The organism is Arthrobacter sp. Soil736 (genome assembly GCF_001428005.1).
GTDB lineage: Bacteria > Actinomycetota > Actinomycetes > Actinomycetales > Micrococcaceae > Arthrobacter.
Window position 1 is genome coordinate 159,269 of sequence record NZ_LMSB01000023.1, and the last position, 14,122, is coordinate 173,390.

Consider the following 14,122-nt stretch of genomic DNA (forward strand, 5'->3'; position numbering starts at 1 on the left):
TATGGACGGTAATTGGGGGTCCGACCCGGCTCCGGCTGCAGCCGGGTGCGGTTGCGGCTGCAGCTGCGGTCAGGGGCCGGCCACGGACGATGCAGCCTTAGCCCTGAGCGGAGGCACGGCCGAGCAGGACGGTGCCCGCCTGATTGATGAGATCCGGACACTGGAAGACAGAAAGTCTGCCTTGGCTGCCCGTCAGGCCCGGCTGTCCGTCACATTTGACCAGCTGCAGCGCCGGCAGCAGTCCGACGCCGGCATCCCCGCTGACCGGCTCGGGGAAGGCATTGGAGCACAGATTGCCCTCGCGCGTCGCGAATCCCCGGCCAAGGGAAACCGGTTGTTGGGCCTGGCCAAGGCCTTGGTGATTGAGATGCCGCACACGCTCGCTGCCTTGGAGGCGGGGCAGCTGAACGAGTGGCGGGCCACGTTGCTGGTGCGCGAAACGGCGTGTCTGTCCTCCGCGGACCGGTGTAGCGTCGATGAGGAACTCGCGCCCGACGCAGGGACGCTGACCGGTGTAGGAGACCGGGCACTGGTGGCCGCCGCCCGTACCGCCGCCTATCGCCGCGACCCGCGCTCCGTCACGCAGCGCGCCGCCCACGCCGCCACCGAACGGCACGTCAGTCTCCGTCCCGCTCCGGACACCATGTGCTACCTGACCGCCCTATTGCCCGTCTCGGCCGGTGTGGCCGTGCACGCAGCGCTCAGCCGCCACGCGGACTCCCTCCGCTCCGACGGGGATGAACGGTCCCGGGGCCAGATCATGGCCGACGCCCTGGTCGAACGGACCACCGGCACCCCCGGCGGGATCACGGGGATCGAGATCCAGCTCATCATGACCGACCGCACGCTGTTCCAGGGCGACTCCGAGCCTGCCCGGCTCCCCGGTTACGGTGTGGTTCCGGCAGGCTGGGCAAGGGGTGCCGTCCGCGGAGCCGCTGCAATGGAAAGCGGGACCGCCGCTTCCGACGACGTTGACGCCTGGGTGCGACGGCTTTACACGGCGCCGGGTGCCGGGGAGCTCGTCGCGATGGACTCCCGCGCCAGGCTATTCCCCGCCGGGCTGCGCCGCTTCATCCAGGCCCGCGACGACACCTGCCGCACCCCGTACTGCGATGCTCCGGTCCGCCACTACGACCACATCGTTCCCTGGTACCGCGGCGGCACCACCACCGACGGGAACGGTGCCGGGCTCTGCGAAGCGTGCAACCACACCAAAGAGACCCCCGGTTGGACGGTGAAGCCCCGCCCCGGACCCGTTGGGGCGGGGCAGGTTCGGCACACTCTCGAGATCCGGACTCCGACAGGCCACAGTTACCGCTCCACTGCACCCCCGCTGCCGGGAACGCAGGGTGACACTTCGGATGCAGAGGCCTGCCGGCGTGAATTACGGCGGCATGCGAAGGTTCGCAAGCGTGCCCGGCGACGCGAGGCGGCGCCGCGCGAAAGTGCGCTCGCGGCCTGAGCCGGCAACGCAGCCGTGGCGGTTTCTAACCATCGTCGCTGACGCACAGGCCGGTGCGACGGAAGTTCTGTGGGTCCCGCAGAGGCGCCCTGAAACTGGCTCTAAGAATGAATCATTTGGCTTTTAGGTTGAGATTGCAGTGATCCGGACGAGACAGGATGATTGCCGTGGATATGGTGACAGGCATGGAACCAGTTCTGAAATTTGCACGGCGTTGGGGCGCCCCCGTGGCGGCCGTCATCTTCTTCTCCCTCTGGTGCGTGGCCGAGGCAGGCAGGATGGGAGGGTCCTGGCTGACATGGTCAGGGAACTGGCCACTGGCCCTGATGACGTTGGCTGTTGCCACGGCCTCGTGGAAACCGCTGGTCTCTCTGGGGTTCACGGCCGCGCTGCTCGCCGGGCAGTTGAGCTATTCCATCCCGGCAATGGCTTCCAATCACTGGGCCATCTACGTCGGCTCATTCGTCGCTCTGGGCTTCATCCTGTGGACGGCCCCACCCAAGATGCGTTACATCGCTGCCGGCGCCAATTTGGCGTTCGTGGCCCTGATGACCGTCCTGATGCTCTCGTGGAGATACGGCGGGGGCGTCGGCTGGTTCATTCCCCTGTATTACGGTGACAGGCCGATGTTCATGACGTATGGCTGGCAGTTGTTCGCGCTCCTCTTAGTGATCGCGGGAGCCTGTGCCGTCGTCGGCCTTCTACTGGCCCTCTACCAGGAACGGGGCAACCTGTTCCGGGCCCGTGAGCTTGCCCAGAACAGTCTGAAGGAAACCGAGATCGACCTGATCGTGGAGCAGGAGCGGACACGCATCGCCAGGGATCTCCACGACGTCCTCGCCCATTCCTTGGCTGTCATCGCGGCGCAGGCAGACGGAACCCGCTACCTGAGCAAGGGCCAGCCCGCGGCCGTCCTCAATGCCCTTGACACCATCGCCCGGTCAGCCCGCAGCGCACTCGTGGATGCTCAACGCGTGATCGAGGGAGTCCGTGATGACGGCCTGGTGACGCCCCAGCCCCGGCTGAGCGATGTCAAGCCGTTGATCGAAGGCATGCAGCGCGGCAGTTTGAACATCCACTCCAGCGAGTCCGGGACTCCCGTGGAGCTCTCGACGGGCCAGCAGGTGGCGGTTTTCCGGATCGTCCAGGAATGCCTGACCAATGCCCTCAAGCACGGCGGCCGCGGCACGGATGTGCGGCTCCACTTTGACTGGACCGGGCCCGGCCTCACCCTGCACGTCGCCTCGGAAATAGCACCCATCGACCAGGAAACCGCCGATGATCCAGTCCTGCCCCGGGTCGGGCGGGGACTTCCGGGCATGCGTGAACGCGCCCACCTCGCCGGGGGCTGGCTGACGGCCGGACCGGACGGCGAGCATTTCCGGGTGACGGTCTTCATCCCCTACGGAACCCGGGAAACCCGCCCTGGCAACGACACATCCCTCACCGATGCCGAGGGCTCCCTCACCGAGATTGCCGGCGCGGAAGCCCATACAGTGCCGGCCGGATCAGGCCTGGCGCGGCAGACAGCGACTGGACCGGAAGCGGGCGACCGTGGCTGATGCAGGCGCACGCGTCACCGTTGCCTTAGTGGATGACCAGCCCCTGTTCCGTGCGGGCATCCGCATGCTCATAGAGAGTCAAGAGGACATGGAGATCTCGGGCGAGGCGGGCGACGGGGAACAGGCCGTCACCCTGGCAGCCGAATGGCGCCCGGACGTCATGCTGATGGACCTGCGCATGCCTGTCCTTGACGGCGTCGAAGCCACCCGGAGGATCGTGCAGCACGCCGAGGCAGCCGGCACGGACAAGCCCAGAATCATCGCATTGACCACATTCAACCGGGATCAGGCCGTGGTGCAGGCGGTCCAAGCCGGGGCCAGCGGGTATCTGCTCAAGAGCGCGGAACCGGAATTCCTGCTGGCAGCCATCCGCACCGTTCACTCCGGATACTCCGTCGTCGCGCCAGGATCCATCCACTCACTCTTTGAACATGCCGCCCGCAGCGCTCCCGTCATGGGGCCGGACTTGTCCGTCCTCGACGTTTTGTCCGTGCGGGAGCGGGACGTCTTTCTACTTGCGGCCAAAGGCCTGAGCAACGGCGAAATGGCGGAGAGCCTGTTCGTCTCCGAAGCCACCGTCAAGACTCATCTGCGCAGCGTGCTGGACAAGCTGAAACTCCGTACCCGGCTCCAGCTAGTCGCGTTCGCCTACGAACGCCGTCTGCTAGGCAACTGAACCGGCACACGGCAACGTCGCGCCCCGCAGCCAGGCTGCGGTTCAGCGGCTGCGGCTACTGGCCGGCCCGGACCTCGGCGGGTTCGGGCGCGGAGGCGCCGGCCGCCGTCGTGCTTGGTTTGCGGAGTCTCGCGCCTTCCACATCCACGTCGGGCAGGATGCGGTCCAGCCAGCGCGGCAGCCACCAGGCCTTGTCGCCGAGCAGGTACATCACGGCCGGGACAATCGTCATGCGCACCACGAACGCGTCCACCAGGACGCCGAAAGCCATCGCGAAGCCGAGCGGGCGGACCATGTTCAGGTGGGAGAAGATGAAGCCGGAGAACACGCTGACCATGATGATGGCGGCCGCGGTGACCACGGCAGCGGCGTGGCTGAAGCCCGAGCGGACCGCGTGCCTGGCCGATTCGCCGTGCATGAATGCCTCGCGCATGCCCGAGGCAATGAACACCTGGTAGTCCATGGCCAGGCCGAACAGCACACCGATCAGGATGATGGGCAGGAAGCTGAGCACGGCACCCGGGTTATCGACGCCGAACATAGTCCCGAGCCAGCCCCACTGGTAGACCGCCACCACGGCCCCGAAGGCGGCGGCCAGTGAGAGCAGGAACCCGCCCGTAGCAAGCAGCGGCACCACAACAGAGCGGAACACCAGGAGCAGCAGGATCAGCGAGAGCCCCACCACGATCCCCAGGTAGGGCGGCAGGGCGTCGCCGAGCTTGGTGGAGACGTCGATGTTGCCCGCAGTCTGGCCCGTCAGGCCGATGCTGACTCCGGTGGATTCCTCGATTGCGGCCTTCTCGGCGCGGAGCTCGGAGACCACCTCAACCGTGCTGGCGCTGGCCGGTCCCTCCTTGGGGATGACCTGGAACACGGCGGTGCGGCGGTCCTCGCTCAAGGCTACCGGGATAGCGGCGGTCACGTTCTCCGTGCTGCGGAGGACGTCCGCGACGTCGAGCCGCTTTGCCTGTGCCTCGGCTTCGCTGAGGCCCCCGGGGAGGTCGCCGACGACGACGATCGGGCCGGTTGCGCCTTCGCCGAAGCTGCGGCTGGTCACGTCGTAGGCCTTGAAGGCCTGGGAATCGACGGGTTCAGAACCGCCGTCCGGCAGGGCGAGCCTCAACTGGCTGGCCGGCAAGGCGACGATGCCGAGCAGCAGGACGCCGGCCAGCGTGGCCATCACGGGGTGTTTGGTGACGAGTCCGCCCCAGCCGTGGCTGCTGCGGTGTTCGTCCTTGGCGCGGTCCGCGGTCTCGTGGTCGGGGTCGGCGTTGTGCTTCTCAGCCTTGGCCCAGGCCCGTTTTGAGATCAGCTTCCGGCCGACGAGCGAGAGCACCGCGGGGGTCAGGGTCAGGGCGACGACGACGGCGACGGCCACCGTTGCGGCGGCGGACAGGCCCATCACCGCCAGGAACGGCAGCCCCGGAACGACGAGGGCCGCGAGGGCGATGATGACCGTCAGGCCCGCAAAGAGCACCGCGTTGCCGGAGGTTCCGGTGGCAAGGGCCACGGATTCTTCGCCGTCCATGCCGGCCAGCAGCTGGCTGCGGTGGCGGTTGACGATGAACAGGCAGTAGTCGATGCCGACGGCGAGGCCGAGCATGAGCGCCAGCATCGGGGAGATGGAGCTCATGTCGACAACCCCGCTCAGCGCAAACGTGCCGCCAACGCCGGCGGCCACGCCCAGCAGCGCCATGAGGAGGGGCAGACCGGCGGCGACAAGGGTGCCGAGCATGAGGATCAGGACGAGGGCCGCGACGGCGATGCCGATGATCTCGGCAATGCCGAAGATCTCGGAGACGTCCTCGCTGATTTCCTTGCTGGGCAGGGCAGTTACCCCGGCCGAGGAGACTTCCTTGGCGATGTCCTGGACTTGCTGGCGGACCTCAGGTTTCAGGCCGTTGATGGACGTCTTGAACTGGACCTGGGCGATCGCGGCCTTGCCGTCCTCGGAGACGAAGCGCATGCCCCGGGAGGCGTCCAGCTGGCGCTTGCCGAGGGCGAGCTTGTCATTGCCGGCCTCGAGTTCCTTGGTTCCGGCGTCGAGCTTTTCCTGACCGGCGGCGAGGGCGGCCTTCTGCTGCCCGAGCTGGGAGTCGATGGCTTCCGGCGGAAGTCCCGCAGCGGCCATTTGCTGTTCGGCAGCCTCCAGCTGGGCCTTGCCGGCGGCGAGTTCTGCGGCGGCCTTGTCCAGCTGGGTCTTGCCTGCAGCCGCCTTCTGTTCGCCGGCTGTGACGTCGGCGGCAGCCTGGTCCAGCTGGGCCTGCGTGGCGAACGGGTCCACCGTCCCCTGGACGTCAGGGAGGCGAGAGAGCTTTGTCAGTGCGGCGGACACGGCATCCTTGCCGGCCTGGCTGAACCGGGCGTCATTGGCTTCGAAGACGATCCCGGCGGAGCCGCCCGATGCTGAGGGCAGTTCCTCCTTGAGCTTGTCCGCCATCTGCTGGGTTTCTGTGCCAGGGATCTGGAAATTGTTGGACATGGTTCCGTGGAATGCGGCTGCGGAACCGCCGACGGCCACGAGGACCGCCAGCCACAGCGAGATGACGAGCCACCGGTGGCGGTAGGAAAACTTGCCGAGGCGGTAGAGGAGAAGTGCCATGTCAGGACCGTTCTGAGGAGTGCGGGGCGGAGGAGGCGGATGCTTGGAACCGGGAGGACGGGGAGTCCTGGAGCGTCGTGGACGGGCCATTCCGCGACGGAGCGGCGAAGCCGGATCCCAGCAGGCCCATCGAATCGATCAGCAGCTGCCGGAGGATGGACAGGGATTCCGCCGAGAGGTCCGTGCCGCAGCGGCTGAACCAGACTTCCATGGCGGCCTTGCCGCAGGAGATGACAGAGCCTGCAAGTGCGCGGAGGTAGAGCTCGTCCATCTCCGCGGCAGGGTTTTGGGCGGCGCGCTCGCGGGCAGCAGCGATGATCTGCTCCGTGCAGTGGTCCCAGGCCTCGAGCTCGGAGCGCGCCAGCAGGGGACTGGCCTGCGTCAGGCTGAAGAGCTCGGCCATCGGTGCGACCGTCATGGGGTCGGCCAGCTCAACCAGCGCAGCGCGGGCCGACTCCAGGATGGGTTCGTCGGCCGGGCGGAGGCGGAACTGCTCCAGGGCGGTGTCGAGAAAGCCGTGAGTGACTGACGCGATGGCGGCCTCGGTGCTGCTGAAGTAGTTGAAGAACGTGCGTCGCGAGATGCCTGCCGATTCGGCGATGTCCTCCACCGTGAAATTGCCGGGCCCCTGGCTGCGCAGAAGTTCGAGGGTGGAGTCCGAGATGGCCTGTCGAGTTGCGGCCTTATTGAGTTCACGCCGGGACGGAGGAACGGCGGATGGCACGGCGTCGGGAGAAGTGGAAGTTGGCACGCACTTACACTACGTGCATGTTTGCACTCTGCGCAAGAATATTCCGCAGGGACTGGCTCACAGGTTCGCGGCCGGATTCACATGTAGTTCACAGCCCCCTCATAGGCCCGGTTTATGTCCGCGGTGCAAGCTGGTCCCATGGCCGGCACGGCCAGCGAGGACGGCGCCGTCACGGTACGGCAGATCCAGGAGAAAGATCATGAAGCGTGCAAAGAAACTGGCTCTCGGCCTCGGTGCGGCGGCCGTGGCGCTTGGTGCCGGGTTCGGCGTAACGGGGATGGCGGCGGCAACGACGGCCACTCCGACCCCCACGCCCAGTGCCAGCAGCCCTTCCGGCACTCCAGCTCCCGACGGGCATTGGCCGGACGGCGGCAGGCATGGACACGGCCACGGTGATCGCGGTGCGCAGGCTGCCGCGCTCGCGGCCAAGCTGGGTGTCGGCGAAGCCAAGGTGGCGGACGCTTTGAGGGCGTTCCGCGAGGCCAACCGGCTCACGGCACCCCGAACGGAGGGACAAGAGCCGGACCTCGCGGCGAGGGAGGCGGCGCTTGCCGCGTCCCTGGCAAAGTCCCTCGGAATTGACGAGGCCAAGGTGAAGGCCGCACTGGAAGAACTGCGCACGGAGGCACTGAAGAGCCGGGCGGCGGAGCTGAAGCCGCGGCTGGATCAGGCAGTAACGGACGGCACCCTGACGCAGGCTGAGGCGGACGCCGTGGCCAAGGCAGTGGAAAAGGGCGTGATCGGCGGCGGGCACTAACGCTGCGGCGGGCTTGCCGGCCTGTAACTACGCCCGTCTAACCAAGCCCGTCGCCGGGCGTGGTTCAGGCGGCGCGGTCAACCGCGGCGAGGATGGCCGCACCGAGCTCGGCGGGCTTGGTGAATTGGGGCCAGTGCCCTGTGGGCAGGTCCACGAATTCGACGTCGTTGATGCGTGCCAGTTCCGCCACGTACGGGTGGCTGGCATCGATCCATTCCGTGAGCAGCGAGGACGGGAACTCGCACGCGATGACCGTGGCCGGGACGTCGTAACGCCGGACGTCGTGCAGGCGTTGCTGATCCTGGGCCACGCCCCGCGGTTGCGGGATGGCCCGTGCTCGGAACGCGGCCCGCAGCCCGTCATCCAGATCCGTCAGGTCGGCCTCCTCGAAGCCTTCCCACGGCGGCAGCGGCACATCGTCCCCCTCGGCCGGCAGTTCGTCATTGATGACTCCGCCCTCGCCGAGCGGGCCACTGTCCACATACACGGCGCGGGCAACGCGGTCCGGACGTGCGTCGACGGCACCGTGGATGATGGCGCCTCCGCCGGAATGGCCGACGAGGACCACCGGGCCGTCGATGGCGTCGACGGCCGCCACGACTGCGTCAATGTGGCTGCGCAGTCCGATGCCCGCCCGCGGTGCATCGACAGACTCCAGCCCCGGCAGCGTGAGCGGGTGAACGCGATGTCCGGCCGCAACCAGTGGCGGCGTGACCTCCGACCACGATGACGCATCCAGCCAGAACCCGGGAACCAGAATGATGTCCATGGCCGTACCCTACCCCGCCCCGCCGGCTATTTGGGGTTAACGAACCGTTCCCCGGGGGATTCCCGGGGAACGGTTCTCGTGAAGGGTGGCTGACGGCTACCCGCGGCTAGGCTTTGGACGCGGCCAGCTCACGACCTTCCGGCGCTGCGTCTGAGGGTGCTGCTTCCGGGGATTCGGCCGCGGAGGCAGCGGCCGGGGAGTCGTCCGTGAACGGGTCGCCGGTGCGGGGCGCGTTGTAGAGCGTCTCGTCGAGGATGCCCTGGCGCTTGGCCACGATGGTGGGGATCAGCGCCTGTCCTGCCACGTTGACCGCCGTGCGGCCCATGTCCAGGATGGGGTCGATCGCCAGCAGGAGTCCGACGCCGGCCAGCGGCAGTCCCAGCGTGGACAGCGTCAGGGTCAGCATGACTACGGCACCGGTGGTTCCGGCCGTGGCCGCCGATCCGAGGACCGACACGAGCGCGATGAGCAGGTACTGGCTGACGTCCAGCTGGATGCCGAAGAACTGGGCCACAAAGATGGCAGCGATGGCGGGGTAGATCGCAGCGCAGCCGTCCATCTTGGTGGTGGCGCCCAGCGGAACGGCGAAGGAGGCGTAACCGCGGGGAACGCCGAGGTTCCGTTCGGTAATGCGCTGGGTCAGCGGCAGAGTGCCGATGGAAGAGCGGGACACAAATGCGAGCTGCACGGCCGGCCACACGCCGGAGAAGTACTGCTTGACGGAGAGCCCGTGGGAGCGCACCAGCACGGGGTACACGCCGAAGATCACCAAGGCCAGGCCGATGTAGATCGCAACGGTGAACTTGCCCAGGGAACCGATGGTGTCCCAGCCGTAGACTGCGACCGCGTTGCCGATCAGGCCCACGGTGCCCAGGGGAGCGATGCGGATGATCCACCACAGCACCTTCTGGATGACGGCCAGCGCCGAAGCGTTGAGTGCCAGGAACGGTTCGGCCTGCTTGCCCACCTTGAGGGCGGCGATGCCGACGGCGATCGCGATCACCAGGATCTGGAGCACGTTGAAGCTGACGGCGGTAGTCACGGCGCCGGACTCGGCAACCGTGGTGCTTGCGCCGAGGCCCAGGAAGTTCTTGGGGAAGACGCCGGTCAGGAACGCCCACCAGTCGCCCGACTTGCCTGCATACTCCTTCGCCTCGCCGGAAATGCCGGTGCTGGCGCCGGGCTGCAGCAGCACGCCGAGGCCGATGCCGATCACCACGGAGACCAGCGCGGTGATGGCAAACCACAACAGGGTGTTCCAGGCCAGCCTCGCCGCGTTCGAAACCTCACGGAGGTTGGAGATTGAGCTGACCACGGCGGTGAAGATCAGGGGGACGACGGCGGTCTGCAGCAGCGAGACGTAGCTCGAGCCGATGGTCTGCAGCGTGGCGCCGAGCCCGTTCGGGCTGGCCTTGGTGCTGCCCGTGTACTTGGCCAAGAGGCCAAGCCCGAGCCCGACAATCAGGGCGGCGATGATCTGGAAGCCGAAGGAGCCTGCCCACCGGGGCAGCTGGAAGCCGGTCTGTCCGGCCGAGGAAGAAGTGCTGATTTGATTGCTCACCCGAACAACCTAGGCCGCACAAAATACAGCTTCCACCCGGTATTGAGAAATATTACGCACCCCTGGCGGCCAGTTATGGTCCAGATGCCCGGTATATCGGCGCCAGACCAGCCTTTTATGAAGTTATTCCCGCTGCGCCTGTGGCAAAGATCTCCCGCGCCCCGGATTTCGACAAGCTCAATCAGCGGGGGTGCGGCTCACTCAGCGGGGCCCAGCATCGCGTGCTTGAGCGTGTCGAGCCCTACGGAGCCGATGTTCAGGGCCTTGGTGTGGAACGCCTTGAGATCGAAGCCGGGGCGGGCTTCGAGTTCGGTGCGGATCTGCTCCCAGAGCCGCTGGCCAACCTTGTAGGACGGAGCCTGGCCCGGCCAGCCCAGGTAGCGCGCGAATTCGAACTGGAGCTGCCCTTCGCTGATGTCCAGGTTGGCCTTGAGGAAGTCGAGGCCCTTTTCCGGCGTCCAGGCGCCCGACCCCCAGCGCTGCGGTACCTCGAGTTCGAGGTGAACGCCGATGTCGAACACCACCCGGGCTGCCCGCATCCGCTGCATGTCGAGCATCCCCATGTGGTCGCCGGGATCCTTGAGGTAGCCGAGTTCCTCCATGAGCTTCTCGGCGTACAGCGCCCAGCCCTCGCCGTGGCCGGAGGTCCAGCAGACGTTCCGCCGCCAGCTGTTGAGGAGCTCGCGCCGGTAGACGGCAGTGGCGATCTGGAGGTGGTGCCCGGGCACGCCCTCGTGGAACACCGTGGTGGTCTCGGCCCAGGTGGTGAACGTGTCCTCGCCCTCCGGCACGGACCACCACATCCGCCCCGGCCTGCTGAAGTCGTCCGAGGGGCCGGTGTAGTAGATGCCGCCGTCGGCCGTTGGAGCGATCCGGCACTCGAGGGTTTTCATGACGTCCGGGATCTCAAAATGGACTCCGGCCAGCTCCGCCACGGCGCGGTCCGAAAGCCCCTGCATCCATGCCGTCAGGGCGTCGGTGCCCTTGAGCTGGCGTGAGGGATCGTTGTTCAGGATTTCCTTGGCTTCCGCAACGGTGGCTCCGGCCCGGATCTCCCCGGCCACGGCTTCCTGCGCGGCGATGATCCGATCGAGTTCGCCCACGCCCCACGCGTACGTTTCCTCCAGGTCCACCGTGGCTCCGAGGAAGGACCGCGACGCGAGGGCGTACCGTTCCCGCCCCACGGCGTCCTTGTCCGGCGCAACCGGCAGCAGTTCATCCTGGAGGAACGCGGCAAACTCGGCATACGCTGCCCGGGCGGCGGCAGCGCCGTCGTCGAGGTTTTTCTGCAGTGCCGCCGGCAGCGGGCCGTCCGCGGTCCTGGCTCCGGCCGCCAGCTGCGCGAAGAAGCCGTCCTCAGCGGCGTACCTGGTGGTCTGGTCAACCACGATGCCCACCTGGCGCGAGGCGGAGACCCGGCCGGCCGCCTTGGCCGCGCGGAGGGACTCGATGTAACCGCGGAGCGCGCCGGGAACGTTGTGGGCGCGGTCGGCGATATGCTCCCAGTGCTCCTGGGTGTCCGTCGGCATGAGGTCAAAGATGGAGCGGATGTTCTGCGCCGGAGATTCGATGTTGTTCAGCGCGGCGGCGTCCCAGCCCGATTCGTGGATCTCCAGCTGGAGACCGAGCCGCTCGCGCATGGCGTCCAGCGTGACGGCATCCACGTCGTCGGCAGGAGCCAGTCCCGCAAGTGCGTCGAGGGTTCCGCGCGCCGCCGTAGCGAATTCCGCGATCCCGGCAGGGGAGAAGTCCTGGAATTCCGTGTCGTGGCCCGGCACGCCCAAAATCGTGGCGAAGCTCGGATTGAGCCGGATCAGGGTGTCCGTATACGCGTCGGCGACGGCGTCGATGGCGGTCTTGGGGCGCGCTGGGGCTGAGGTTTCACTAGTCACCCCACGAGACTAACGGCGCCAGCCCAGTTATGAAAGACTTACTGAACTTTTGCGGACTCCTGCGGCGCCGGCCGGAATTCAGCCGCCGCTGCGCTTCCACGCGCCGGGACCGGGCGTCGGGCCGAGCCGAAGCTGCTGCCGCCGGACCCAGTGGCGGACGCTGGGCTTCTCCAGGGCGGCCGCTTCGGCTGACTCCAGGGAAAGGACGACGGCGGTCAGCGCCGCCAGCTCCACGGGCGTCGGTTCTCCTTTGATAACGGAGAAGAGCGGGGTTTCGACAGGCTCAACCAGCGGGGCGTCGACCGGCGGATCTTTCGGGCTCACAGCGGGATGTTTCCGTGCTTCTTGGTGGGGAGGCTGGCGCGCTTGTCGCGCAGCGCCCGGAGTCCCTTGATGATCTGCAGCCTCGTGTCCGAGGGGGCGATGACGGCGTCCACGTAGCCAAGCTCAGCAGCCTGGTAGGGGTTCAGCAACTCCTCCTCATACTGGCGGATGACGTCGGCGCGCTTGGCCTCGACGTCGCCGCCGGCCTCGGCGACGGCAGCCAGGTCGCGGCGGTAAAGGATGTTGACGGCACCCTGCGCACCCATCACGCCGATCTGCGCGGTGGGCCAGGCGAGGTTCAGGTCGGCGCCGAGCTTCTTGGAGCCCATGACGATGTACGCGCCGCCGTAGGCCTTACGCGTGATCACGGTCAGCTTGGGCACGGTGGCTTCCGCATACGCGTACAGGAGCTTGGCGCCGCGGCGGATGATGCCCTGGAACTCCTGGTCCTTGCCCGGCAGGAAGCCCGGAACATCCACCAGCGTGATGATGGGAACGTTGAAGGCATCGCAGTGCCGCACGAACCGGGCCGCCTTCTCGGAGGCCGAGATGTCCAGGGTGCCGGCGAACTGCATGGGCTGGTTGGCCACGATGCCCACCGTGTGGCCCTCGACCCGGCCGTAGCCGATGATCACGTTCGGGGCGTACAGCGACTGCATCTCCAGGAAGTGGGCATCGTCGACGACCTGCTCGATGACCTTGCGCATGTCGTACGGCTGGTTGGCGGAGTCGGGGATCAGCGTGTCCAGGGCGTGGTCGTCGTCGTCGAGCTCCAGTTCCTGCTGGTGCTCCAGGACCGGCGCCTCGGAAAGGTTGTTGGAAGGCAGGAAGTCCAGCAGTTCCCGCACGAACTCGATCGCGTCGGCTTCGTCCGACGCCAGGTAGGTGGAGGTTCCGGTGGTCGCGTTGTGCTGCCGGGCCCCGCCCAGGGTCTCCATGTCCACGTCCTCGCCCGTGACGGTCTTGATGACGTCCGGGCCGGTGATGAACATGTGCGAGGTCTTGTCCACCATCACCACGTAGTCGGTCAGGGCGGGGGAGTAGGCCGCGCCGCCGGCGCAGGGGCCCATGATCAGGGAGATCTGGGGGACGACGCCGGATGCGTGCACGTTGTTGCGGAAGATGTCCGCAAACATCGCCAGCGACGCCACGCCCTCCTGGATGCGGGCGCCGCCGCCGTCGTTGATGCCCACCACCGGGCAGCCGTTGCGCAGCGCGAATTCCTGGACCTTGACGATCTTTTCGCCGTTGACCTGGCTCAGCGAACCGCCGTAGACGCTGAAATCCTGGCTGTAGAGCGCCACGAGCCGTCCGTCCACCGTGCCGTAGCCGGACACCACGCCGTCGCCGAGCGGCTTCTTCTTCTCCATGCCGAAGGCCGTGGAGCGGTGCACCGCCAGGGCGTCGAACTCCACGAAGGATCCTTCGTCCACGAGAAGGTCGATGCGCTCGCGGGCCGTGTTCTTGCCGCGGGCATGCTGCTTCTCGATCGCTTCCGGTCCGGAGGGCTGCTCTGCACTGGCCTGGCGGTCGCGGAAATCGGCAATCTTTCCCGCCGTCGTGGTCAGATCGTGGCTCATGAATGTCTCCGGCTCTGTAGCTGATCGGTGCTGTAGCAGCGTAACGCGGGGCGCCTGGTGCAGGCTTAAGTAGCTTCTGCACAAATCCAAGGCCCTGATGGCTAGTCTAATGACGCTTATTCACCGCACCGTTGTAGGGATCCTACAATTTTCGTCCGCGGCGTCGGCGAGATGGCCAATGTTACT

At 67.1% G+C, this 14,122-nt stretch carries 11 protein-coding genes; 4 read left to right on the top strand and 7 right to left on the bottom strand.

The features are described from left to right. The first annotated feature begins 1 nt into the window (after window position 1). The 3 genes from ASG92_RS14120 (at window position 2) to ASG92_RS14130 (ending at window position 3,700) form a co-directional block, all read left to right on the top strand. A complete protein-coding gene (locus ASG92_RS14120) occupies window positions 2-1,462 on the top strand; it encodes an HNH endonuclease signature motif containing protein (RefSeq protein WP_056629377.1) in 1,461 nt (486 codons plus the stop codon). A gap of 185 nt (window positions 1,463-1,647) precedes the next feature. Then, a complete protein-coding gene (locus tag ASG92_RS14125) occupies window positions 1,648-3,024 on the top strand; it encodes a histidine kinase (protein ID WP_056629666.1) in 1,377 nt (458 codons plus the stop codon). Then, window positions 3,017-3,700, top strand: a complete 684-nt coding sequence (locus ASG92_RS14130) for a response regulator transcription factor (protein ID WP_056629379.1) — start codon at window positions 3,017-3,019, stop codon at window positions 3,698-3,700. The genes ASG92_RS14125 and ASG92_RS14130 overlap by 8 nt, the downstream gene beginning before the upstream one ends. A gap of 55 nt (window positions 3,701-3,755) precedes the next feature. On the opposite strand, the gene ASG92_RS14135 is transcribed toward ASG92_RS14130, so the two are convergent. Next, entirely contained in the window at window positions 3,756-6,302 is a 2,547-nt protein-coding gene (locus tag ASG92_RS14135; protein ID WP_056629381.1) for an MMPL family transporter, read from the bottom strand. Window position 6,303: 1 nt separating this feature from the next. Further along, the gene (locus tag ASG92_RS14140) at window positions 6,304-7,053 is read right to left on the bottom strand and encodes a TetR/AcrR family transcriptional regulator (RefSeq protein WP_056629382.1); all 750 of its coding nucleotides are present in this window, start codon (window positions 7,051-7,053) and stop codon (window positions 6,304-6,306) included. A 199-nt stretch (window positions 7,054-7,252) separates the two neighbouring features. Between ASG92_RS14140 and ASG92_RS14145 the strand changes: the two genes are divergently transcribed. Further along, on the top strand, window positions 7,253-7,810 hold the full coding sequence (locus tag ASG92_RS14145; protein ID WP_056629383.1) for a hypothetical protein: 558 nt from the start codon (window positions 7,253-7,255) through the stop codon (window positions 7,808-7,810). 64 nt (window positions 7,811-7,874) lie between these two features. On the opposite strand, the gene ASG92_RS14150 is transcribed toward ASG92_RS14145, so the two are convergent. From ASG92_RS14150 to ASG92_RS14170, 5 genes are all read right to left on the bottom strand, one after another. Beyond that, window positions 7,875-8,579, bottom strand: a complete 705-nt coding sequence (locus ASG92_RS14150) for an alpha/beta hydrolase (RefSeq protein WP_056629385.1) — start codon at window positions 8,577-8,579, stop codon at window positions 7,875-7,877. A gap of 106 nt (window positions 8,580-8,685) precedes the next feature. Beyond that, window positions 8,686-10,140, bottom strand: coding sequence for a dicarboxylate/amino acid:cation symporter (locus tag ASG92_RS14155; protein ID WP_056629386.1), 1,455 nt, complete (start codon window positions 10,138-10,140; stop codon window positions 8,686-8,688). Between the two features lie 197 nt (window positions 10,141-10,337). After that, window positions 10,338-12,032, bottom strand: coding sequence for a DUF885 domain-containing protein (locus ASG92_RS14160; RefSeq protein ID WP_056629388.1), 1,695 nt, complete (start codon window positions 12,030-12,032; stop codon window positions 10,338-10,340). A gap of 78 nt (window positions 12,033-12,110) precedes the next feature. Then, window positions 12,111-12,356 carry an acyl-CoA carboxylase subunit epsilon gene (locus ASG92_RS14165; RefSeq protein WP_056629389.1) on the bottom strand — a complete coding sequence of 82 codons (246 nt, stop codon included), beginning with the start codon at window positions 12,354-12,356 and terminating at the stop codon, window positions 12,111-12,113. Beyond that, window positions 12,353-13,936 carry an acyl-CoA carboxylase subunit beta gene (locus tag ASG92_RS14170; protein WP_056629392.1) on the bottom strand — a complete coding sequence of 528 codons (1,584 nt, stop codon included), beginning with the start codon at window positions 13,934-13,936 and terminating at the stop codon, window positions 12,353-12,355. The genes ASG92_RS14165 and ASG92_RS14170 overlap by 4 nt, the downstream gene beginning before the upstream one ends. Window positions 13,937-14,122 lie beyond the last annotated feature (186 nt).